Source organism: Pseudomonas sp. GW822-FHT06B12, from assembly GCF_058799675.1.
Genome location: NZ_JBXALR010000004.1, coordinates 276,601 through 300,588, shown reverse-complemented (window position 1 = coordinate 300,588; position 23,988 = coordinate 276,601). Strand labels below are relative to the sequence as shown.

Here is a 23,988-nt window from a genome sequence, read left to right as displayed (position 1 = left end):
GCTCAAGGGAACCTCCAAGTGATAAAAAAGATCCTGATTGCCAACCGTGGTGAGATTGCCGTACGAATCGTACGTGCCTGCGCCGAGATGGGCATTCGTTCGGTCGCGATCTATTCCGACGCCGATCGCCATGCGTTGCATGTCAAACGTGCCGATGAAGCCCACAGCATTGGTGCCGAGCCACTGGCCGGTTACCTGAACCCGCGCAAGCTGGTGAACCTGGCGGTGGAAACCGGTTGCGACGCGTTGCACCCAGGTTATGGCTTTCTTTCGGAAAACGCCGAGCTGGCCGATATCTGCGCCGAACGCGGTATCAAATTCATTGGCCCGTCGGCGGAAGTCATTCGCCGCATGGGCGACAAGACCGAAGCCCGCCGCAGCATGATCAAGGCTGGCGTGCCAGTCACGCCCGGCACTGAAGGCAACGTCGCCGACATCGCCGAAGCCCTGACTGAAGGCGATCGCATCGGCTACCCGGTGATGCTCAAGGCCACTTCCGGTGGTGGCGGTCGCGGTATTCGTCGCTGCAACAGCCGCGAGGAGTTGGAACAAGCCTTCCCGCGAGTGATTTCCGAAGCGACCAAGGCCTTTGGTTCGGCGGAAGTCTTCCTGGAAAAATGCATCGTCAATCCCAAGCACATCGAAGCGCAGATCCTGGGCGACAGCTTCGGCAGCGTGGTGCACCTGTTCGAGCGTGATTGCTCGATCCAGCGTCGCAACCAGAAACTGATCGAGATCGCTCCGAGCCCGCAGCTGACACCAGAGCAACGCGCCTACATCGGCGACCTGTCGGTACGTGCGGCCAAGGCGGTGGGTTACGAGAATGCCGGTACCGTGGAGTTCCTGCTCGCCGAGGGCGAGGTGTACTTCATGGAGATGAACACCCGGGTGCAGGTGGAACACACCATCACCGAAGAAATCACCGGCATCGACATCGTCCGTGAGCAGATCCGCATTGCATCCGGCTTGCCGCTGTCGGTGAAGCAGGAAGACATCCAGCACCGCGGTTTTGCGCTGCAGTTCCGGATCAATGCCGAAGACCCGAAAAACAACTTCCTGCCGAGCTTCGGCAAGATCACCCGTTACTACGCACCCGGCGGTCCCGGCGTACGTACCGACACGGCGATCTATACCGGTTACACCATCCCACCGTTCTACGATTCCATGTGCTTGAAACTGGTGGTCTGGGCACTGACTTGGGAAGAAGCGATGGACCGTGGCTTGCGCGCCCTCGACGACATGCGTCTGCAAGGGGTCAAGACCACCGCCGCTTATTACCAGGAAATCCTGCGTAACCCGGAATTCCGTAGCGGTCAGTTCAACACCAGCTTCGTTGAAAGCCATCCCGAGCTGACCAACTACTCGATCAAGCGCAAACCCGAAGAGCTGGCCCTGGCCATCGCCACCGCCATCGCCGCTCACGCAGGCCTGTGAGGAATATTCCAATGACTAACTCTTTACCTACAAAGCGTATCCACGTAACCGACACAATCCTGCGCGACGCCCACCAATCGCTGCTCGCGACCCGCATGCGCACCGACGACATGCTGCCGATCTGCGACAAGCTCGACAAAGTCGGCTACTGGTCGCTGGAAGTCTGGGGCGGCGCGACCTTCGATGCCTGCGTACGTTTCCTCAAAGAAGACCCGTGGGAGCGCCTGCGCAAACTGCGCGCGGCGTTGCCTAACACCCGTCTGCAAATGCTCCTGCGCGGCCAGAACCTGTTGGGCTATCGCCACTACAGCGACGACGTGGTCAAAGCTTTCGTCGCCAAGGCTGCGGTGAATGGCATTGACGTGTTCCGCATCTTCGACGCGATGAACGACGTGCGTAACCTGCGGGTGGCCATCGAAGCGGTGAAAGCTGCCGGCAAACATGCTCAGGGCACCATCGCCTACACCACCAGCCCGGTACACACCATCGAGGCGTTCGTGGCGCAAGCCAAGCAGATGGAAGCCATGGGTTGCGATTCCGTGGCGATCAAGGACATGGCCGGCCTGCTGACCCCGTACGCCACCGGCGAATTGGTCAAGGCTCTCAAAGCCGAGCAGTCGCTGCCGGTGTTTGTCCACTCTCACGATACCGCTGGCCTGGCCGCGATGTGCCAATTGAAGGCCATCGAAAATGGTGCCGACCATATCGACACCGCGATCTCCAGCTTCGCCTGGGGCACCAGCCACCCAGGCACCGAGTCGATGGTCGCCGCTCTTAAAGGCAGCGAGTTCGACACCGGCCTGAGCCTGGAACTGCTGCAGGAAATCGGTTTGTACTTCTACGCCGTGCGCAAGAAGTACCACCAGTTCGAAAGCGAATTCACTGCCGTCGACACTCGCGTACAAGTCAACCAGGTGCCGGGCGGGATGATTTCCAACCTCGCCAACCAGTTGAAAGAGCAGGGCGCGCTGAACCGCATGAGCGAAGTGCTGGCCGAGATCCCGCGGGTTCGCGAAGACCTTGGTTTCCCGCCGCTGGTGACCCCGACTTCGCAGATCGTCGGTACTCAGGCGTTCTTCAACGTGTTGGCCGGTGAGCGCTACAAAACCATCACCAACGAAGTGAAGCTCTACCTGCAAGGCGGCTACGGCAAGGCGCCAGGTGTTGTTAACGAGAAGCTGCGTCGTCAGGCGATCGGCAGCGAAGAAGTCATCGATGTCCGTCCGGCGGATTTGATCAAGCCGGAAATGACCAAACTGCGCGGCGAAATCGGTGCCTTGGCCAAGTCTGAAGAAGACGTGCTGACCTATGCGATGTTCCCGGACATCGGCCGCAAGTTCCTTGAAGAACGCGAAGCCGGCACCCTGACTCCGGAAGTGCTATTGCCGATTCCAGAAGCCGGTGGCGTGACCTCGGCGGGCGGCGAAGGCGTCCCGACCGAGTTCGTCATCGACGTTCACGGCGAAACCTACCGCGTCGACATCACGGGTGTGGGCGTCAAGGCCGAAGGCAAGCGTCACTTCTATCTGTCCATCGACGGCATGCCGGAAGAAGTGGTGTTCGAGCCGCTCAACGAATTCGTCAGCGGTGGCAGCAGCAAGCGCAAGCAAGCCAGCGCACCGGGCCACGTCAGCACCACCATGCCGGGCAACATCGTCGATGTGCTGGTCAAGGAAGGCGACACCGTGAAAGCCGGCCAGGCGGTGCTGATCACCGAAGCGATGAAGATGGAAACCGAAGTGCAAGCGGCCATCGCCGGCAAAGTGACTGCCATCCACGTGGCCAAGGGCGACCGGGTCAACCCGGGCGAGATCCTGATCGAGATCGAAGGCTGATTTAACAGCCTCGACTGCAACGCTTTTACCTCGGGGGGGCATGTGCCCCCCTTTTTTTTGTCCGCTGTTGTCAGTGTTTTAGAAACTCATCCGCCACTGACCCATCACGCCGTTTTCGTGGCTGTTGCTGCTCATCCCACCGTTGTAGGCAACGCTCAGAGAGTGCTGCTTCGAGACCCTCAGATCCAACCCCGCTTCCAGTGTCAGGCTGTTGCGATCCAGTGGAATGCCTTCGATGTCGAATGTCTCACCACCCACCACAAAGGTCTGGCGTACCTGACCTGTGAGATCGCCATAGGTATGTCTCCAGCCAGCGCTTGTGTATGGAGTCAGGCGCATGCCGTTTTCAAGTTGGCTATGGTGCGACAGGCGTAATCCGAAGGTGCTGTTCATGTTGCGCTGGGTTTGTTTGTCGACTTTCAACGCAGCATCGCCACCTTTTTCCCGGTAGCTGTCGCGTTGATAATGTTCATACCCGAGGCTTGCGAAAGGTTCGAACTGCAAGGCGCCACTGCTCAGGTTGTAACCGACTTCGGCGAAAACCTGCTGGCTGCTGGCGTCGTAGCTGCCTTTGAGTCTGTCGCTGTAACGACTGAAGGCAATATTGCGTTTGGTTGTACCGTCATGACTGCCGTAGGTAGCGCCGAAGCGCAGGGCCAGCGGACCACTTTGGCGCAGGGCATAGGCGCCGAGGTGCCAGCTGTCGAGATCGCCGTCCAGTAGCGCCCCGTCCAGGCGAGTTTGTGATTTGCCACCGAGTACGCCTACGCGCCATTCATTATCGAGTGACCAATCGGCCCCCACCACCACCCCGTGAGTGCGTTGCCGCAGGGCGCTGTCGTCCAGTTTGTCATCGAGGGTTGCGGAGTTGCCCAGCGCCTGGACCCAGACCCTGCCGTTGGTATCGTGACCGGTTGCCGAGCGATCTTGCAGGCTTGCATCGTTACTTAGCTCGCGCAGGGTCGAAAGCATGCTCGCGCTGACCGGCCTGACGCTGCTCAACGTGGCATTGGCGAGGTTGGCATTGCTGCCGCCGGCCAGTTGCTCCAGCGCTATGGCGGCCGTTGCGATGTTGCTGGTGAGCAGGGCATTGATAGCGGCATTGTTCGCATCGGTCTTCGATGTTTGCGTTGTGCCGTTTTTATCTGAGTCGAGGCTGTTGGCAACTTGGCGGGAATTCTCGGTGGTGGCGGCGCTTTCCAGCGACATATCGTTGCGGGCGTAAGTCAGGGCGATGGAGGTGTCGGTGTATGCCAGGGTGGGCGTCATGTAAGCCAGGTTGTTGGTGACGGTGGCGAACGTTCCCTCGACGTTGCCAGCCTGGAGCACGACATGCTCGCTGGTCGGCAGGTGATCGGCATTGGCCGCATTGATAGCCAGCGTAGAGCCGCTGATGATTGCCGTTCCCTCGACAACAACGGTAGCGCTTCGGCCTTCGGCGTCGATGCCGTAGAACAGAACGGCACCCTCGTTCAGGTACAGATCCTGACGAACCCTGGCGGCGCCAAGAGCTGCATTGGCCGACAAGCCGCCATACACAAACAGCTTGTTGACTGAGCCGCCACCGCCGTAGTGGCCACCGGATTCGACCTCTACATCGCCAGCGATACTGCCCTGATTGTACAGGGCAGCGTCCTTGAGAACTCCGGTGCCATGACTGAAGTCGCCGGAGCCGGTCAGTCTCCAGACACCCTGTTCGACCAGCAGTCCCCTAAAGTTGCGGGTTTCGCCCAGTGTGCCGCCCTCGACGGCATTCAGTCTCAAACCGTTCAAGCCACCGCCGCCATCGATTACGCCTTCCTGTCGGACACCGCTGGTCAGGACGACCAGGTCATCGCCGTCACCGTACTTCGCGGCAACGCCATCGATGGTCTCGAGGGCGGTTGCGATTCGGCTGTGGAAAGTGGTGGGTGCTTTGGCGAATGCGAGGAACAACTCCTGGACCGAGGGTTCGGCAAGGTCGTATTGCTTCACATTGTGGGCATTGGTCGTCACTTCCACCGGGAGTTCAGGTGTCAGTGCAGCGATCAATCCTTCACTGGCCGTGGTGTTGTCGACGAGCAGCGGATCAGGAACAGGAGCTGCTTGTCTGTTATCGGCGGTGATCAACGCCGCTGCTGTGGTGGCGGGGATGTCGGGTTTGGGTTTCGCAGGTTTTTGGGCTTTTGTGGGACGGGGCTTGGCCTCGGTGACTGCGGACTCTGTTTGCTGAGCATGGGACATTTCGATGCCGCCGAAGGCGAGGGTGATAGCCAGGGCGAGATAATGTGGACGATGAGTGTGCAGAATGGGCATTGAATACGACCTCTTCCTTGGGGAGGTCGAACTCTAAAAGGCCGGGCACATGCTCCGATGCCGGGCATTTCCGGCGCTATCGAAAGACGCTGGAGCTTCGGTTGTAGAAATGGGTAGACCCACGAGGTCGCATTATCATTGGCCTCCTTGCACTGACGTTTTTCCTTACGCCGTTCTCGGATGTGTCGATTTGCGAAGGCTTGGAAACCATATCTGCAATAAATTGCATAGTCGGATGGTGAGCTGGATTTGTTCGGAGTCGATGAGCAGAAGCTTAAGCGCGAGCCTGCCTCTGCTGTATCGTAAAAATCAAAAGATCGCAGCCTGCGATCTTTTGCTGTTAGGGGCGGTTATCCCCGGCATTCAACCAGCGTTTTCAACTGACCGGAGTCCGTCTGATTCTCATCAGACAACCACTTCTCAAACCCCGCCCCAATCGCCGGCCATTCCGAATCCAGAATCGAATACCACGCGGTGTCGCGGTTCTGGCCCTTGACCACCATGTGCTGGCGGAACACACCTTCGAAACTGAAGCCCAAGCGTTCGGCCGCGTATTTGGAGCGGGCATTGCCGTTGTTGCACTTCCATTCCAGGCGACGGTAGCCCATGGCGAACGATTCTTTGGCCAGCAGGTAAACGGCTTCGGTGCTTTTCGGTGAGCGCTGCATCGGTGCGCCGAAGGTGACGTGGCCGATTTCGATGCGGCCCTGGGCCGGGACGATCGACATCAGGCTGAGGATGCCTTGCACTTCTCCGGTGGCGCGGTCGATCACGCTGAAGAAATACGGGTCGCTGTTGGCCGCGTGGTTGTTCAGCCAATCGTTGAACGCGCTGCGCTCCGGGAACGGGCCGTAAGGCAAGTAATCCCACAGTTTCGGGTCGGCGCCCGGGCCTTGCAGGGCTTTGAACAAGCCATCGGCGTGGCGCGCCGGGTCGAGTTTTTCCAGGCGAATGAAGCGCCCTTCGATCAGTTGAACCGAGGGCGCTGGAACGCCTTTCCAGTCCGCGAGTGAGGTCGACATGCTGCTCTCCTTGAACCTTAAAAGGTTTTGCGAAACTGAATGAAACCCGGGCGTTCGGCGATGCGCTCGTAGAGCTGGATCGCGGTGGCGTTGGATTCGTGGGTCAGCCAATGAACCTTGCAGCATCCGTCAGCCTTGGCGGTGGCGTAGACGAATTCGATTAGTAATCGACCGATACCAGTGCCGCGTTGCTCAGGCGCCACCAACAAGTCTTGCAGGTAGCAGGCATTTTCGATGCTCCAGTTGGAACGGTGGTAGATGAAGTGCACCAGCCCCACGGCCTTGCCGTCGACCCAGGCGAGGGCTGCGTGGGTCGGCTCCTCTGGATCGAGCAAGCGTTGCCAGGTGCTCTGATAAACCGTGTCCGGCAACTCGGTGTCGTAGAAGCGCAGGTAGGCTTGCCATAACGGTTGCCAGGCGGCGTGGTCGTTGGCGGTGACACGGCGAATCTCGATCTGACTCATGATCATTCCTTGGGGATCAGGTGGGCGAGGGCCTGGTCGTGCGGGTTGGCGCTGGCGATCAGCCCTTCGCGCACACCGGCGATGTCTGCAGTACTGCGGTTCTGGCTGAGCTTGCGCTTGCCTTCCAGGCGCTGGATGGGCAGGGCGAAGCCGACGATGGCCTTGAGCATGCCATCGATGTAGTCGGGCGGCGCATCGTCGACCTTCCATGGCGTGGCGCGGCCGGTTTCATGGCGATCGGTCAGGGCGCTGACCAGATTGCGCAAGCGATGGGCATCGCTGAACACTTCGGCGTTGCCATAGGCGTGCACGGCTACGTAGTTCCAGGTCGGTACGACTTTGCCGTGGTCGGCTTTGCTTGGGTAAAACGATGGGCTGACGTAAGCATCGGCCCCCGCGAAAATCACCAGCGCCTCGGCACCGGCCTCCAGTTCCTGCCACTGTGGATTGGCTCGGGCCAAGTGGCCGTAAAGGGTGCCGTTAGGGCCTTGTTCCGGGCTTAGCAACAGCGGCAAATGGCTGGCCTGCAAGCCGCGCTCGCCATGGGTGACCAATATGGCCAGGCGTGTGTCGAGGATCTGCTGATGCAGTGCGGGGAGGTCTTCGATGGCAAATGCGCTGGGGGTATACATGGATATTTTCCTTGGCGAATGCCTGTATCCTAGGCAGGCTATTGGTCTGTTGTAAGAGCCATTAACAGCCAATTTCGTAGGTCCATTAGCAGGGTTCCATTGCCATGAACAACCCGCCATTGTCCCTGTCGTTCAACCCGACGGGTATCGAACTCGATCGCCGTCAGGGCTTGAGTCGCCAGCTCTATCAGGCATTACGCCTGCGTGTGCTCGACGGTCGGCTAGTGAGTGGCACACGCTTGCCAGCCAGCCGCGATCTGGCCGCGGCGTTGTCGATTTCGCGCAATAGCGTGGTCCGTGCCTATGACCAACTCTATGCCGAAGGTTTCATCGAGGGGCGGGTGGGTGACGGCACGTACGTGGCGCAATTGCCGCAAACTGCATTGCCCGCGAAAAAACTATCCACAAAAGTATCCACAGGGTTGTCAACAGGCTTACCCACAGGGTTATCCACAGGGTTATCCACAAATTGGCTGGATTTACCTGTGGTTACATCCAGTAAAGTTATCCACGGCGGTGCTCTTGAGCGGGTCGAGAAGCACCATTTGCCCAGGCCGCCAAGTGGTCCACCGAGGGCTTTTCGGGTTGGTGTACCGGCCTTCGATCTGTTTCCGTTCGAGGTCTGGGCCAAGCTGAATGCGGCTTTCTGGCGCAAACCGGATTTACAGCAACTGTGCTACGGCGCGCCCGAAGGTGACGAGCGCTTGCGTGGATTAATTGCGGCCTATTTGCGCAGCTCGCGCGGCATGCAGTGCAGCGCTGAGCAAATTGTGATCACCAGTGGCGCACAGCAGGGGATTAGCCTTTGTGCACAGCTGCTGGTGGAGCCCGGCGATGGGGTGGCTGTGGAAAACCCCGGCTATCGCGCGGCCGGGCACGCCTTCGCCGTGGCAGGGGCGCGTTTGCATGGGGTCTCGGTGGACAGCGATGGCATCAACTGCGCCGAACTGGCTGATTTGAGTGACTGCCGATTGGCTTATGTCACGCCGTCTCATCAGTATCCGACCGGGGTGATCATGAGCCTGGCCCGGCGTCTGGAATTGCTCGCCTGGGCCGAGCGCACCGACGGCTGGATCATCGAGGACGACTACGACGGCGAATATCGCTACAGCGGTGCACCGTTGGCGCCCTTGGCGGCGCTGGATCGCCAGGGCCGGGTGCTTTACGTCGGCACCTTCGGCAAAGTCGCGTTTCCGGCATTGCGGCTGGGTTATCTGGTGCTGCCGATGGGCCTGGTGGAGGCATTCGCTCAGCGCCGTGCGGTGGATGTGCGCCATTCAGAGGTGAGCACTCAGGCAGTGATGGCCGAATTCATGGCCGCCGGGCACTTTCAGCGGCATATCCGCCGTATGCGGCGTGCGGCCTTGAGTCGGCGCAACACCTTGCTGGCGGGTTGGCCTGTGGATATCCCCGGCGTTGGCAGCCTGCCAAATGTAGCGGCAGGACTGCATTTGACGGTGACGGTCGATACACAGGCCCGTGAACGCGAATTGATCGAAGCGGCGGCGAGTGTTGATGTCGAGATCAATGGCCTGAGCAGTTACTGGTTACCGGATTCGAGCACTCCGGTGGATCAGCGAGCGGGGTTGGTGCTGGGTTTTGCGGCAGTGCCGGAAGCGGCCATCGAGTCAGCGCTTGCGCGTTTGCGCAGTGCCTGGCGTCGGTAAAAAGGCTGGTCGGCAGAACAGCCTTTTTACGGGTCACTGGGGCTCGAGTGTCAGGAACAGTGATTGGGTGGACGCACTGGTGATTCGACGCAGTGACGATCAGTGTTTCGTCGGGGTCGATGTCGAGCTGCGGATAAAGCTGCTTCAGTGCTTCGCGCAGCACCTGCGAGCTGACATCGTTGAGTGTGGGGCCCTGACTGGCCAGGCTGGCCAGATTACTTCTGTCCAGTAACAGCGTTGCGTTGCTTGAGGGTGTGGTTGTGGATACTTGAGGCATGGTCATTTTCCTTTTTGACCGGCGTAGAGAGGGCGGCGCCAGCACCCGATAATGGGCGTAACAGCCGGTGAAGCTGGGGTCGATGACTGCGGTTAAAAAGACCCACCGGCAGGTGGGTCTGTGGTAACGGTCAGGTGGACGCGGGGGCCTGAGAGAAGAACAGCGATCGGGCCAGCTGAGGGCTGATCTCGCTGCGATAGATCTTGATCGCTTCCTGGTCGCTGGTGCTCGGCCCTATATCGAAACGGCCAAGCCGCTGTTGCTCGCGGGTTTTCAGGTGAGCGGCGGTATAGGACTGGACGCCATCCTTGAGCTGGGCGTAGTGAAAGTGGGCGTACCACAGCACGCGGGCGGTTTTGGCCTCACGCACTTCGTATTCCTGCAGATAATCCCGGCGCGGCCCTTTGAGTCGACTCCGGTCTTTCACTCGCACGATGTCGACTTCGCCTTTGCTGTGTAGCCACTCGACGCGTGCGGCGGTAGGTGGTTGTAGTTTGGTCATCTTGAGCCGCAGGCGATGGCCCTCGGCGTAGAGCCGGGTGGTTTGTTTGGCCAGTTGGGTCAATACCGGTCGTGCGGTGTTTGTATGGTCCTGCGTGGCATTGCTTTGGAGGAGCGCTGCGTTGATCGCCTTGGCGGCGTCTTCAAGGCGGGAGGCCTGCTGGTGGAACGCTTCCTCTATTTCCACCGGAAGCTGCCAGGGCTGTTCTGAGTCAGCTTCGGTACGTTGAGTAAAGGCGGGCAGAGTATCCAGCAGTGATTTTCCTGCTGCTATACGTGTCCCCGGATCAGGCAAGCGCGCTCTAGGGGCCTGCGGTTTCTTCTTCAGCCGCTCGACCCAGACCCCAGGGGTCTTTTCGTGGAAGGTGGCCATCACCTTGCCGGTCACTGGCGCGGTGACATCCACGAGGACCGGGTGGCCGGGCTCGGTTTTGCGGGTATGGCCGATCACGGTGCCTTTGAAGCGCGTCTTGATGACTCTCTTGTTTGATGCCGATGAGGTGCGTGACGGGCCGGGTGTAGGCTCCAGGAGTCGCTGCTCGCGCAGCAGGTCCGCCAGATGCCCGACGGTCTGCTGATTGAACTCATCAACGCGGCCCTGCAGTCGCTCAAATTGTTCTTTGACAATCTGCTCCGGGTACGTACCGGCGAAGCTCTGCAGGCGCTGTTCGATAGCGGCGAACTGGTCGACCAGGCTGTTCAAGGCCTCGATCCGGTCACCCGTGCTCAGCACCTGCTCATCGCGTATCAACTCCATTGCACTATTCACCATCAGATCGGCATCTTCGACAATCTGCTCGATGGAAGTTTTGGCTGCGGACAGTTCGGGCGTTTCGCCAGGTTTGAGGCACAGCTCGCGGGCGAGGGTGACCTGAAGGGACCTGAGGTCCTGGAGGTCGAATTTTGGGAGTTTTGCTTGATACTCAAGGGACAATTGCTCGGCGTTTTTGCCCAGACGCTTCAACTCCTGGAAGCGCGACTGAGCGAATTCAACCTTCTGAATAATGCCCTGGGTCAGGTCTGACATGGTTTTAAACGTGCCGGCGGGAGGAGGGGGGGCGTTGTTTTCTTCGGCATCGAGATGTTCCATGGTCAGACGCAGGGCCTCGACGAATGCCGGGTATTTCTGGTCGATCCAGGTTTGGTTGAAAAACAGTTGAGTTCCCAGTATTTCGATCATCGCGTCACGATAGTTAGGCACTTCCTCGACCAGATTGAGCGATTTGATTTTCTCGATCGTGGTTTCATATTCGTCGGTGCGTGCCTCCAGTTTTTCGAGAAGTGTTTGTCGAGTGGCGTCGATTGCGCCTGCGGTGGCATTTTTCATAGCGTTGTAGGCGTCGGTAATACTTTTTCGTTTGGATGCCATCTGCGCATCGAAGTCGGCCAGATAAGTCTTGATGTTGGCGATTTGGGTTGCGTTCGCTTGTTGTAATGCCTTGAGCCTGCTGTTCTTGCCGCCGCCACGCAGCCGCAGCCTGATATCAATGAACCATTCACCTGTGGCGTTGTTGATCAACAACGGTCCGTTGATGGGCGGTTCCTGGCGGGTATCAATGATCTGAACGATTCCATCGTCATTCACGAAGACCTCGAACCATCGTTCGCCAACCGGGGCATAGCATTTGGACTGATGTTCATAGAGGTGCTTGTGCAAACCTTCGGTACTGGCCGCCCCGAGTCCTTGAGGTTTGGGGATTTTGTAGCGGTCCAGGGTTGGCCCCAGCCCTTGGCTGCTGCTATTGAGTACGGTGGTGGGATGAAGTGAGGTCTGGTGTTCGGCTGGCAGATAATCGTCAGCAATATCAGGCAGTTGTATGCTGGCCGGGGTCTGGGCCGGCGGGTTTTTCTCCGCGCTGACAATGATGGCTGTTTCGGTCTGCGATACGCGGTCTCGCGCGGGTTGGCGCCGGGCGCTTGCGTGGTGAGCCAGCACCATGCCCAGGGTCAGGAACAAGTCGGTCAGGGCGGACCATTGTGCCGTCGTATCCTGGTTTTCCCGGGCGTCGATGCCTTCTTGCAGGTCGTCCAGAATCTGCCAGATCCACGCAGCCGTTCCGGCGGTGCGACCGAGAAACGGCAACACGGCGCTGAATATCATCCAGGCGTGTTGTTTGAAGCTGGCCCAGCGGCTTTCGGCATTGGACACCGAATCCCGTTCACCCTTCATGATCAGAGCGTTGGCGTTGGCCTTGAACAGTTTCATCAGGCGGTCATGCTCGATCACTCTCTGCCCAAGCAATACCGGTCCGCTCATCTGCAAGGAAATGGTTGGGTTGATCAGCAGTTGTGACACCGTCCAGACCGAAGGCAATTTCCCCGGGAAGACATACTGTGAATAGTTGAACCGAACGTTGTCCGGCAACCACGCCAGGGTTGATGCCCGCAGCTCTTTGGAGTGTTTGATCGCATACAGCAGGTTGGCGGCCGTGGGGTACTGCGTCAACGGTTGTTCAAGCAGTGGGCGATAGAGAATGCAAGGCCCCTTGTCCATGTCCCGCGGACCGATCACATACATGTTGGTGACTTCGTCAGAGGTTTTGCTATCCCGCTGGCTGGGGATGAACGCCAGAGGGCGAATGACGATCTCTAGCCCGTCCACCCACCGATCGGTATTCAGCTCATTCATCACCGCCACAACGTAACGATAGCCCCGCTCGTCGATGCCGTGTTCGCCAAGGATCTTGCTTTGCAACGCTTGCAGCGCCAGCTGGATACGCAGGTTACTGGCGTAGAGGCGTTGACGCCGCAGCGATTCCAGCGGGTCATCCAATAGCTTGCCCTTGACCCACGCCGGGTAGGTCGCACCGATATCGACGGCGCTGATGGCGGTCTTTAGATAGGCGGGTGTCATCCAGTCCGGCACCGCTGTGCCGTCTTTGTACTGAACCGACTGGTTACCCAGCGGGAGGGCGATGAGGTTTTCGAGCGCCAGTTCGGCAAGGTCCAGGCGTGTGGTCTCGCGCATGCCGGGGGCCGTGAATGCTCCCCACACCACTTGACTGACAATAACGATCTCGACGCTCTCAAGCTTCATGAGGGCAACGTCACTGTGGCTTTTGAGCATGTGGGCTCGAAGTGCATCCAGCGCGAATGTCTTGATCGGAGCAATATCGTCGTCGAAGGATTTTCCGCTGTTACGCAGTTGTAGCAGCGCCAGATCCAACAGGTGTCGACTGTAGCAACCCAGATCGAATGGCGAAGCGTTGTTCAGCCATTCGGGGATCAGACGCTGCACCTTTTCGAAGTGCGAAACCTGCTCGGCTTGAGTCGTACCGCTCACCTCTGCTGCGGGACGGGGGGCGGTGGTGATCGCCGGTCTGCTGGCCCGTTGTGCAAACTCCAGGCCGGCAATGGCATCAGCCTGGAGAGCAATCAGTGCGATGGCCTGATGATCAAAAAAATTCCCGGAGGGTTCGAACAGGCGCCATTGAAGCGTCGCCTCGGGAGGTAGCTTTTCAACGTACTTGGGCAGGGCCTCGCCCAGTTTCTCCAGCGATTCATACGCCTGGAAGCCTGTGGTGACGGAATGGGTCAGAATGATCGTGCGGGTCCCGATGGTGCCGATCACGACCGTCAAATCCGTACGATTGAGGTGGCTGGACACTGTGCCATCGAGCCGGTCGAAGTCGATCAGGCAGACCCGGGTCTTATAAGTGTCGTGGGGGCCGCGCAACGTTGCGTCGGGATAATTGAAGACATTGCGCGCAATGGCCAGTTGATGCACATCCCAGGCCCCAACTTTTTCTACGTTCCAGACCTGACGTAATGACTGCGACAACGCCTGCCAACGCAGGGTCGTGCCTTGGGTGGGTTGGTCCCAGTATTCGAGTTGTTGTTCCTGGTAAGCCACCAACAGGAGGGGGGACAGCTTATTGATCAGGCGCCCGATTGCATCGATCCTGACCGGAAGGTGGATGGGCGTGATCGCACTGGGATTCAGGCTCAGGAAGTGTTCACCGTCGAGGTAGGTCACTGACTTGCCTGAGGCCATGTGCCGGATCAGCGTGTCTGTCAGGGATTCGAATTCCAATGGTCCGGGCTGGACCTTCCCGTCGGCGGTTTCCCAGCTCGGCGTGGCGACCATCGCCACCCCGGGATCAATGTCCAGTTGTGGGTAAAGTTGTTTCAGATCGTCTTGGAGAACGCGGGAGGCCACCTCTCTGATCGAGGGGCCGGTGACCAGTTGGGTCAGCAGATCATTTGGGTTGCTGGATGCCGGATCGGCTTCGACAGCATTCGTTTCGGTAGAGGACATGCGCATTCCTTTCTGAGGGACTGGGACGTGCGCGCAAACGCGCCGGTCAGGTTCGGAAAGTAGCGGGGTGCGGGATCGGTCGGGCGGTACTTAAATATACCGTCAGGTAAAAAAAGACCCGCACGGGGCGGGTCTTCAATGTCGCGTAAACGATGGGGGGTTCAGGTCCCGGACTTGATCTTGGTCCAGGCCCGGGTCCGTGCCCGTTCCGCATCACGCGGCAGCGGTTGCAGGGTGTAGAGCGTGCTCATCGCCGCTTCGGTCGGGTACAGATTCGGGTTGTTGCGGATCGCCGGGTCGACCATTTCCGTGGCGTCCTTGTTCGGGTTCGGGTAACCGACAAAGTCGCTGACCGGCGCGATGACTTTCGGTTGCAACAGGTAGTTCATGAAGGTGTAGGCGTCTTCCGGATCTTTCGCACCTTTGGGGATCGCGAGCATGTCGAACCAGATCGGCGCGCCTTCTTTCGGCAGACGCATGTCGACGATCACCCCGTTCTTGGCTTCCTTGGCGCGGTTCGCGGCCTGGGAGAAGCTGCCGGAGTAACCGACGGCGACACAGATGTCACCGTTGGCGATATCGGCCATGTACTTGGAGGAGTGGAAGTAGGTGATGTACGGACGAATCTTCATCAGCAGCGCTTCAGCCTTGTCGTAGTCCGCAGGCTTTTTGCTGTTCGGGTCCAGGCCCAGGTGCTGCAAGGCCAGCGGCAGGATCTCCGACGGCGAGTCGAGCAGGGCCACACCGCACTGCTTGAGCTTGCTGATGTTCTCTTCCTTGAAGATCAGGTCCCAGCTGTCCACCGGTGCGTTGGTACCCAGCGCGGCCTTGACCTTGTCCGGGTTGAAGCCGATCAGGATGGTGCCGTACATGTACGGCACGGCGAATTTGTTGCCCGGATCGTTGGCTTCGATCAGCTTCATCAGCTTGGGATCGAGGTGGTTCCAGTTCGGCAGTTTGCTGCGGTCCAGCGGCTGGAACACCCCGGCTTCGATCTGCTTGGCGAGGAACACGTTGGACGGCACCACCACGTCGTAACCGGAGTTGCCGGTGAGCAGTTTGGCCTCCAGCGCTTCGTTGGTGTCGAAGATGTCGTAGACCAGTTTGACCTTGGTGTTCTCGGCCTTGAAGTCTTCAAGGGCCTTGGGGGTGATGTAGTCGAACCAGTTGTAGACCCGCAAGGTGCGCTCTTCGGCGTGTACGGCGCCGCTGAGGACCGTGGCGCAGAGCACTGTGGTGAAGAGTGCCGGCGCGATAAAACGCTTGAGTTGATTCATTGTTCTAATTCCTCATTGGGCGCTTTTGAAACCTTCGAGAACGTTCACGGCATTGATGCCGATTTCTTCCACCGCGTAGCCGCCTTCCATCACAAACAGGGTTGGCTTGCCGAGGGCACCGATGCGTTCGCCCATCGCCAGGTAATCCGGACTGTCGAGCTTGAACTGGGAGATCGGATCGTCCTTGAAGGTGTCCACGCCCAGGGACACGACCACGATGTCGGCGCCGTAGTTTTCGATCTCTTTGCAGGCCTGTTCCAGTGCGGCGCTCCAGCTGTCCCAGCCAGAACCTGCGGGCAACGGGTAGTTGAAGTTGAAACCAACACCGGCACCTTCGCCGCGCTCGTCTTCGTAACCGAGGAAGAACGGAAACTCGGCTTCCGGGTGGCCGTGGATCGAGGCGAACAGCACATCGCTGCGCTGATAGAAAATCGATTGGGTGCCGTTGCCGTGGTGGTAGTCGACATCGAGGATCGCGACTTTCTGGTGACCCTGATCGAGGAATGCCTGGGCGGCGATGGCGGCGTTGTTGAGGTAGCAATAACCGCCCATCAAGTCGCTGGCGGCGTGATGTCCCGGTGGACGGCACAGGGCAAACGCACTGCGTGCGCCGCGCTGGATCTCGGCCTGGGCGGTCAGCGCCACTTGCGCTGCGCTATACGCTGCCTGCCAGGTGCCGGCGGTGATCGGTGCACCGCCGTCGAAGCTGTAGTAGCCGAGCTGACCGTGCAGGCTGGTCGGTATGACGCGGCGCAGTGTGCGCGCCGGCCAGGTGTACGGCAGCAAATCACCGTCGCGCTCGAACTCGGTCCAGCGCTGCCAGGCACCTTTGAAGAACGTCAGGTAGTCGTCGCTGTGAATGCGTTGGATCGGCCCCAGCCCGAAATCCTGCGGCGCTTCCACCGGCCCCAGCTCACGGGATTGAACGCGTGCCAGAACGTGGTCGGCCCGCGAGGGCATTTCGAAGCAGGGCATCAGTTGCCCGTCCATCAATTCGCAGCGTCCGTGGTGCAGGTGGTGATCGTCCGAGTAGATCGTCAGCATTTTCTTGTTCTCCGCAGGCTGATTCGGTTGAACACAGTCTTGCGGCGTGCGCGGATTCAGAGAACGGCAGGAGCGGCCAAAAGGGGATAGATATGGCCAAAAGGTTTGACCGAAATTCGCCCCTTATTGGCACGAGGATGCGCCAGCTCAGGGCATGGAATGCTGAGCTGTCTGCGAGGCTTTGGGTGTTCTTGAGGACGCCATCGCGAGCAAGCTCGCTCCCACATTGAGCTTCAGTGAACACGGCATTTGTATACGATAGTAATCCCTGTGGGAGCGAGCTTGCTCGCGATGACGGCAGCCCGGAAACCGCAGTACTCAAGGGCGGAACTGACTCGGCGCCACGCCGCTCCAGCGCACGAAAGCATGGCGAAAACTCGCGGTCTCGCTGAACCCCAGCGCCTCGGCGATCTGGTAAATCGGCAGTTGATCCTCATAGAGCATTTGTTTGGCCTGCTCGAATCGTAGTTCGTCGATCAACTCCTGATAACTGCAGCCAAGATCCTTGAGGTGCCGACGTAACGTCCGCGCTGAACAATTCATCTGCTCGGCCAGCCCTTCGAGCCCTGGTGCGGAGTTCAATTGTGCACTGAGCAGTTGGCGAATCCGCCCCAGCCACGCCTGGCGGCCGGTGAACTCGGTATTCTGCTTACGACAACGTTCGGCCATGGCTTGATGGGTGATGGTATCGGCTAGCGGCAACGGTTGGTCGAGCCACTGTTTGTCAAAAGCGAAGGCGTTATCAGTGCAACCGAAATGCAGCGGGCAATCAAAGTGCGTCGCATAGCTGGCCTGATAATCCGGTGCCGAATGTTCGAAACGAGCGCCGAGCAGGGGCAGTGGATGGCCGAGCAGGTCGTCGCAGATGACTTTCAGCGAGACCAGGCAGAACTCGGCGTTGAACACTGCCATCGCCGGGCTCTCCCGGTAATCGGCGGCAACAAACCAGATACGCTCGCCGTCGTCCTCAAGGCTCAACTCGAAAAGTGTTCCCAACAGCGCCGGATAATGAATCGCCAGACGCAAAGCGTCACCGAAGGTGGCACTGGTGAGCAGGGCATAACCGAGTATGCCGTAGGACGAAACGTGCATGCTCCGACCCAGTTCCAGGCCGATATCACGCTTGAGTGCGACAGCATTGGCGCAGACCTGCATTTCCTGGTTGGTGGTGATGCGCGTGTCCGCCCGGCTCAAATCCGCCGCGCTGATGCCGCTGCCAGCCAGCAGCGCTTCACTTGAAAGCCCATCGGCCTTGAAGGCATTGAGCACCAGAGAAACGGCGTTGAGGGTGGTGAGGTGGGAGTGGAGCATGGGCGGTTCCAGCTTGGGAGTGCTGGAAAGGAGCAAGTTGTGTGCCCAACGACGATCTGGTGGGAGCGAGCTTGCTCGCGATAGCGGTTGATCATTCAACATCAATGTCGACTGGCCCACCGTCATCGTGAGCAAGCTCGCTCCCACAGGGTTTGTGGTGTGTCAGCTCAACTCGCCGCACAGGTCCAGTTCGACCAAGCGCCGAACCTCTGCCGTATCCAGATCCGCCCCCAACAACGCATGCAACTTGCCGAACGCCGCCTCACGGGTCATGCCGCCCCCGGACAACACACCCACGCCGCGCAAGCGACTGCCCGCCTCGTAGACGTCCAGCTCAACCCCGCCTTCATGGCACTGGGTGATCGCTACCACCACAACGCCTTTGTCCCGCGCGCGCGCAAGGCTGGCGAGAAACTCAGGGTTGTCACTCGGCCCGGTGCCGCTGCCGAAGCATTCCAGCACCAGACCCTGAATGCCGCTGTTGAGCATGCCGTCGAGTTGCTCGGCGCCGATGCCGGGGAACAGTGGCAGTACGCCGACCTTGGCCAGTTGCTTGCTCTGACGGTATTCAAGCGCAGCCGGCAGAGCAGGCGCCTTGACGCCGCCACCCTGGCGTTGCAGGCGAGCAAACGGATGCCGACCGAAGCTGCGAATCTTCGCGCAACGGGTCGGGTCCAGCAGCTCGCCGTGGAAGTACAACTGCACGCCCGGCGCCAGACCTTGGCCGAGGGCGACCAGCGCACCACCGAGGTTTTCCCAGGCATCACTGTCGGGCACGCCGGCCGGCAGCATGGAACCGGTAAACAGCACCCGCGCGTGCAGGCCGAGCAATTGAAAACTCATGGCGGCGGCGCTGTAGGCGAGGGTGTCGGTGCCGTGCAGGATCAGCACGCTGTCGCAGCCGTCGACGTCGACCGCTTCGATGACCGCGTCACGCAGGCGCTGCCAGTAGGCTGGGGTCATGTTGGCGCTGTCGATCAGCGGGGTCATTTCGCGGAAGCGCCAGTTCGGCACCACCAGCTCAGGCTGGCTATGCAGATAATCGCGCATCCGCGCTTCGAAACCGGATGCCGGGGCCAGGCCGTTGGCGCTGGCTTGCATGCCAATGGTGCCACCGGTGTAGAGCACCATGACGTGCTGCGCAGCGGGATAGGTTGAGGAATTCATGGAGGTTCTCCGAAAACGATGACTTCTTGTGGGAGCGGGCTTGCTCGCGAAAGGAGCGCCGCGGTCTTAAGCTCGAACCAAAACGGCAGCCTCAACAAGCTGCCACAACATACGACCGAGCATGACGCCGGTCGCACGCTGTGTCACGTCGGGCGCAGGGGATGCGCCCGGTTTTAACCGATCAGCGTTGCGCTGCGGTCACGCCTTGCGGCTCGGCTTCGGCCTTTGGAGCGGCGGCTGGCGGGTTGGCTGGCCAGGCGTTGAGGTCCAGATCCAGGTCCGGGAATTTGCTGGAGTCGAACACTGGCGTCTTGATGCCGGCAGCACGCTGGTCATCGTAGTCACGCAGGATGCGCATGCCGACCTTGAACAGCAGGAACAGCGCGATCAGGTTGACGAACGCGAGCATGGTCATGGTGATGTCGGCAAATGCGAACACCGTGCCGAGGTTCTCGATAGCGCCCCAGAAGATCAGCACCAGTACCAGTGCGCGATAGCCCATCAGCGCTTTACGGTTGTCACCGATCAGGAAGCGCAGGTTGCTTTCGCCGAGGTAGTAGTTGTAGAGGATCGAGGTGAACACGAACAACGCCAGCGCGACGCTGATGAACATCCGGCCCCAATCGCCGACGACCGCTGCCAGGGAGTTCTGGGTCAGGGCGATGCCGTCACCTTCGAAGCCCGGAGTGTAGAAACCCGACAACAGAATCAGCAACGCGGTGCAGGTGCAGATCACGAAAGTGTCGAGGAACACGCTGAACGCCTGAACCACGCCTTGTGCGACCGGGTGCTCGACCGAGGCCACGGCGGCCACGTTCGGTGCGCTGCCCAGGCCCGCTTCGTTGGCGAACACGCCGCGCTTCACGCCCATGATGATGGCGCTGCCGATCAGGCCGCCGAAGGCCTGGTCCAGACCGAAGGCGCTTTTGACAATGGTCATCAGCATGCCCGGTACGTGATCGAATTGCAGCACGATCACATAGAGGGTCACGGCGATGTAGACCAGCGTCTTGACCGGCACCAGCAGGTCAGCAATAGCTGCAATGCGCTTGATCCCGCCGATGAACACCAGACCCAGCAGCACCGCCAGACCGAGGCCGGTGTAGGTGGTGTCGAGGCCGAAGGCGTTGTTCAGCGAGTGGGTCACGGCATGGGCTTGCAGGCCGTTGAAGGCGAAGCCGAAGGTGATCAGCAGCAGGAATGCCATGATCATCCCCAACCAGCGTTTCTGCAGGCCGTGCTGGATGTAATAGGACGGGCCGCCACGGAACTGGCCTTCGGAGTCGCAGCGCTTGTAGAGCTGGCCGAGAGAGCATTCGAAGAAGCTGCTGGACATGCCGACCAGTGCCGTCACCCACATCCAGAACACCGCGCCTGGACCGCCAAGGGTCACGGCGATGCCGACACCGGCGATGTTGCCTGCGCCGACGCGGCCGGCGAGGCTGAGCATCAGTGCCTGGAAGGAGCTGAGTTGACCGGCGCTGCTGCGCAGGCTGTCGCGGAAGACCGAGAACATGTGGAAGAAGTGACGCAACTGAACGAAACGCGAGCGGATCGTGAAGTAGCTACCGAGCCCGACAATGAGCACGATCAGTACTTTCCCTGAGAGGAAGTCGTTAATGACTTCGAGCATGGAGTATTCCTCGCTGTTTTTTGTGTAGGCAAATGCTGGGCGGTCCGAAATATCGCGTTACACCAGTCTGCGCACGGCGCAACGGGTGGGGCGAAGTTCGTCCCGGTTCCATATCGCGGGTTTGTTATTAGTTCGGGTTTCGCATGGGTTTGGGTCTCGTTACCGACGACCGCTCACGCGAAGAGGGGCGGCACTATACCTATCAGTGCGGCGCCCGTCTGCACGGTTGAGGTGCGAACGATGAAACGAAGCCTTTGAAACACCTGACTTTTTAGAGTCAGGCTCATGTGGGAGCGAGCTTGCTCGCGATGCCGGCACCGCGGTTTTTCAGGAAAACCGCGTCATCGTTCATCGCGAGCAAGCTCGCTCCCACAGGTTCTGCGTTGTTGCAAACAAGTTAAAAAAAAGGGCCTGGAGAATAATCTCCAAGCCCTCAAAAGGTGAGAGGTGTCTAGTCCCTCGACCTGGTGAGCAATAACTACAGCGTTAGGCTTTCAGTGGCACCAGACGCGGAGCAATCATGTTTTCCGGGCGCAGGATGTCGGCGAGCATGGCGTCGTCGAGCAGGCCTTCTTCGCGCACCAGTTCCAGCACGCCGCGGCCGCTTTCAAGGGCGATACGGGCGATGCGGGTGGCGTTTTCATAGCCGATGTACGGGTTCAGCGCGGTGACCAGACCGATCGAGTGCTCGACCAGTTCGCGGCAGCGGGCTTCGTTGGCGGTGATGCCGACGATGCAGTGCTCGCGCAGCATGTCCATGGCGCGTTGCAGCAGGCGGATCGAGTCGAAGATCTTGAACGCGATCAGCGGCTCCATCACGTTCAGTTGCAACTGGCCGCCTTCGGCCGCGATGGTCAGGGCCAGGTCGTTACCGATGATCTGGAAGGCCACCTGGTTAACGGCTTCCGGAATAACCGGGTTGACCTTGCCTGGCATGATCGAGCTGCCTGGCTGACGCGCTGGCAGGTTGATTTCGTTGATGCCGGTGCGCGGGCCGCTGGACAGCAGACGCAGGTCGTTGCAGATCTTCGACAGCTTGACTGCGGTGCGCTTGAGCATGCCGGAGAACAGCACGAAGGCGCCCATGTCGGAAGTGGCTTCGATCAGGTCGGCGGCCGGTACCAGCGGTTGACCGCTGATCAGTGCCAGACGCTCAACGGCCAGGTGCTGGTAACGCGGGTCGGCGTTGATGCCAGTACCGATTGCGGTGCCGCCCAGGTTGACTTCGGTCAGCAGCTCGGGAGCCAGGGTTTTCAAGCGTGCCAGGTCTTCGCTCAGGGTGGTGGCGAAGGCGCGGAATTCCTGGCCAAGGGTCATCGGCACGGCGTCTTGCAGCTGGGTACGACCCATCTTCAGAACGTGGCTGAATTCTTCACCTTTGGCCGCGAACGACTGGATCAGGCTGTCGAGGCTGGCGAGCAGGGCGTCGTGACCCAACAGCAGGCCCAGACGGATAGCCGTCGGGTAGGCGTCGTTGGTCGACTGCGCCATGTTCACGTCGTTGTTCGGGTGCAGGTATTGGTACTCGCCCTTGCTGTGGCCCATGGCCTCCAGCGCGATGTTGGCGATGACTTCGTTGGCATTCATGTTGGTTGAAGTGCCAGCGCCGCCTTGAATCATGTCCACCACGAACTCTTCGTGGAAATCGCCGCGGATCAGACGGGCACACGCTTCGCTGATGGCAGCGTGCTTGACTTCGCTCAGGTGACCCAGCTCGCGGTTGGCGTCAGCAGCGGCCTGTTTGACCATCGCCAGACCGACAACCAGCTTCGGGTAATGCGAAATCGGAACGCCGGAGAGACGGAAGTTGTTCACCGCTCGCAGGGTCTGGATGCCGTAATACGCTTGAGCCGGTACTTCGAGTACGCCAAGCAGGTCTTTTTCGGTGCGGAATGATGCAGCGGAGGACATGATAGAAATCATCTCGATATGGACCCGGTCTGTGCCGGAACGCTGCGAATGCTAGGCTTGTGGAGAATTTTGGGCCAATGCTGTTAAACACTGCCCTATGCACATTCGGCATAATGCCCGTGTGACGCCGTGTTCACGGCGAGCGTGTGACCTAAATTGGTGCGTGTCCGGGAGGACGTGATGAATCTGGAAAGCAAATGGCTCGAGGACTTTAGTGCCCTGGCCGCCACCCGTAGCTTCTCGCAGGCTGCCGAACGGCGCTTCGTGACTCAGCCGGCGTTCAGCCGGCGGATCCGCAGCCTGGAAGCCGCGCTGGGGCTGACCCTGGTCAATCGCTCGCGCACGCCCATCGAATTGACGGCGGCGGGGCAGTTGTTCCTGGTGACGGCACGCACGGTCGTCGAGCAGCTCGGCGAAGTGCTGCGGCATTTGCATCACCTCGAAGGCGGGCAGGGCGAAGTGATGCAAGTCGCGGCGGCTCACTCCCTGGCCCTGGGTTTCTTCCCGCGCTGGATCGCGCAGCTGCGCAACGAAGGGTTGAACATCGCCACGCGGCTGGTAGCGACCAACGTGGGCGACGCCGTGCACGCCCTGCGCGAAGGCGGCTGCGATCTGATGCTGGCCTTCTATGACCCGGACGCCGCCATGCAAATGGACCCGGAGATTTTCCCGTCACTGCATCTGGGCGACACCGAAATGCTTCCGGTCTGCGCGGCCGATGCCGACGGCAAACCGCTATTTGACCTCGAAGGCGAGGCCAGTGTGCCGCTGCTGGCCTACAGCGCCGGTGCGTTTCTCGGCCGGTCGGTAAATATGTTGCTGCGCCAGCGTGCGCTGCGTTTCACCACCATTTATGAAACCGCCATGGCCGACAGCCTGAAAAGCATGGCGCTGGAAGGGTTGGGTATCGCCTGGGTACCGCAATTGAGTGTTCGCGCCGAACTGGCGCGCGGTGAGCTGGTGGTCTGCGGTGGCCCGCAATGGCACGTACCGTTGGAGATTCGCTTGTACCGCTGCGCACTGGTGCGCAAGGCGAATGTGCGGTTGCTCTGGCGCAAGCTGGAAGGCGGCGCAGCGCAGGGCTCCACCGTCTCTGGAACACAATGAAGCACCCTGTGGTGTGTTTTGGCTGACCTTAAAGTCAATAAAACCGGCACTTTGCGCCGTATGACAGATGGTCGCGCGGGGGGCTGTTTATCTGCTTCATTGAGGTATACTGCGCGGCCTTCGGCCGGTTTGACTGGCCATATTTCGTACAAT

General features: G+C 59.8%; 15 protein-coding genes. 4 read left to right on the top strand and 11 right to left on the bottom strand.

What is annotated here, in order from left to right; translation table 11 throughout:
- The first annotated feature begins 18 nt into the window (after positions 1-18).
- Both AC1RKH_RS11395 and oadA read left to right on the top strand, forming a co-directional pair.
- Positions 19-1,434: an acetyl-CoA carboxylase biotin carboxylase subunit gene (locus AC1RKH_RS11395; RefSeq protein WP_493062734.1), complete on the top strand. Its 1,416-nt coding sequence runs from the start codon at positions 19-21 to the stop codon at positions 1,432-1,434.
- A gap of 11 nt (positions 1,435-1,445) precedes the next feature.
- Positions 1,446-3,269: a sodium-extruding oxaloacetate decarboxylase subunit alpha gene (gene oadA, locus AC1RKH_RS11390; protein ID WP_493062733.1), complete on the top strand. Its 1,824-nt coding sequence runs from the start codon at positions 1,446-1,448 to the stop codon at positions 3,267-3,269.
- A 78-nt stretch (positions 3,270-3,347) separates the two neighbouring features.
- Here oadA and AC1RKH_RS11385 read toward each other — a convergent pair whose 3' ends face one another.
- From AC1RKH_RS11385 to AC1RKH_RS11370, 4 genes are all read right to left on the bottom strand, one after another.
- On the bottom strand, positions 3,348-5,564 hold the full coding sequence (locus AC1RKH_RS11385; RefSeq protein WP_493062732.1) for an autotransporter outer membrane beta-barrel domain-containing protein: 2,217 nt from the start codon (positions 5,562-5,564) through the stop codon (positions 3,348-3,350).
- A 350-nt stretch (positions 5,565-5,914) separates the two neighbouring features.
- Positions 5,915-6,586: a GNAT family N-acetyltransferase gene (locus AC1RKH_RS11380; RefSeq protein WP_493062731.1), complete on the bottom strand. Its 672-nt coding sequence runs from the start codon at positions 6,584-6,586 to the stop codon at positions 5,915-5,917.
- A 17-nt stretch (positions 6,587-6,603) separates the two neighbouring features.
- Positions 6,604-7,050, bottom strand: coding sequence for a GNAT family N-acetyltransferase (locus tag AC1RKH_RS11375; protein ID WP_493062730.1), 447 nt, complete (start codon positions 7,048-7,050; stop codon positions 6,604-6,606).
- 2 nt (positions 7,051-7,052) lie between these two features.
- Positions 7,053-7,682 (bottom strand): FMN-binding negative transcriptional regulator, encoded by a 630-nt coding sequence (locus AC1RKH_RS11370; protein ID WP_493062729.1) that lies wholly within the window; start codon positions 7,680-7,682, stop codon positions 7,053-7,055.
- 104 nt (positions 7,683-7,786) lie between these two features.
- Here AC1RKH_RS11370 and pdxR point away from each other — a divergent pair, with 104 nt between their 5' ends.
- Complete coding sequence (gene pdxR, locus AC1RKH_RS11365) at positions 7,787-9,349, top strand: MocR-like pyridoxine biosynthesis transcription factor PdxR (RefSeq protein WP_493062728.1); 1,563 nt, start codon at positions 7,787-7,789, stop codon at positions 9,347-9,349.
- A gap of 407 nt (positions 9,350-9,756) precedes the next feature.
- Here the strand turns inward: pdxR and AC1RKH_RS11360 are convergent, their stop codons facing one another.
- The 7 genes from AC1RKH_RS11360 to AC1RKH_RS11330 form a co-directional block, all read right to left on the bottom strand.
- Positions 9,757-14,385, bottom strand: a complete 4,629-nt coding sequence (locus AC1RKH_RS11360) for a dermonecrotic toxin domain-containing protein (RefSeq protein ID WP_493062727.1) — start codon at positions 14,383-14,385, stop codon at positions 9,757-9,759.
- Between the two features lie 161 nt (positions 14,386-14,546).
- The gene (locus tag AC1RKH_RS11355; protein WP_493062726.1) at positions 14,547-15,662 is read right to left on the bottom strand and encodes a polyamine ABC transporter substrate-binding protein; all 1,116 of its coding nucleotides are present in this window, start codon (positions 15,660-15,662) and stop codon (positions 14,547-14,549) included.
- Positions 15,663-15,674: 12 nt separating this feature from the next.
- Positions 15,675-16,706 carry a histone deacetylase family protein gene (locus AC1RKH_RS11350; RefSeq protein ID WP_493062725.1) on the bottom strand — a complete coding sequence of 344 codons (1,032 nt, stop codon included), beginning with the start codon at positions 16,704-16,706 and terminating at the stop codon, positions 15,675-15,677.
- A gap of 318 nt (positions 16,707-17,024) precedes the next feature.
- Complete coding sequence (locus tag AC1RKH_RS11345; protein WP_493062724.1) at positions 17,025-18,017, bottom strand: AraC family transcriptional regulator; 993 nt, start codon at positions 18,015-18,017, stop codon at positions 17,025-17,027.
- A 162-nt stretch (positions 18,018-18,179) separates the two neighbouring features.
- On the bottom strand, positions 18,180-19,184 hold the full coding sequence (locus AC1RKH_RS11340; protein ID WP_123427478.1) for an asparaginase: 1,005 nt from the start codon (positions 19,182-19,184) through the stop codon (positions 18,180-18,182).
- Positions 19,185-19,365: 181 nt separating this feature from the next.
- Entirely contained in the window at positions 19,366-20,817 is a 1,452-nt protein-coding gene (locus tag AC1RKH_RS11335) for an alanine/glycine:cation symporter family protein (protein ID WP_493062723.1), read from the bottom strand.
- 486 nt (positions 20,818-21,303) lie between these two features.
- Positions 21,304-22,728: an aspartate ammonia-lyase gene (locus AC1RKH_RS11330; protein ID WP_071552724.1), complete on the bottom strand. Its 1,425-nt coding sequence runs from the start codon at positions 22,726-22,728 to the stop codon at positions 21,304-21,306.
- A 180-nt stretch (positions 22,729-22,908) separates the two neighbouring features.
- On the opposite strand from AC1RKH_RS11330, the gene AC1RKH_RS11325 reads away from it, so the two are divergent.
- Positions 22,909-23,835 carry a LysR substrate-binding domain-containing protein gene (locus AC1RKH_RS11325; RefSeq protein ID WP_123427475.1) on the top strand — a complete coding sequence of 309 codons (927 nt, stop codon included), beginning with the start codon at positions 22,909-22,911 and terminating at the stop codon, positions 23,833-23,835.
- Positions 23,836-23,988 lie beyond the last annotated feature (153 nt).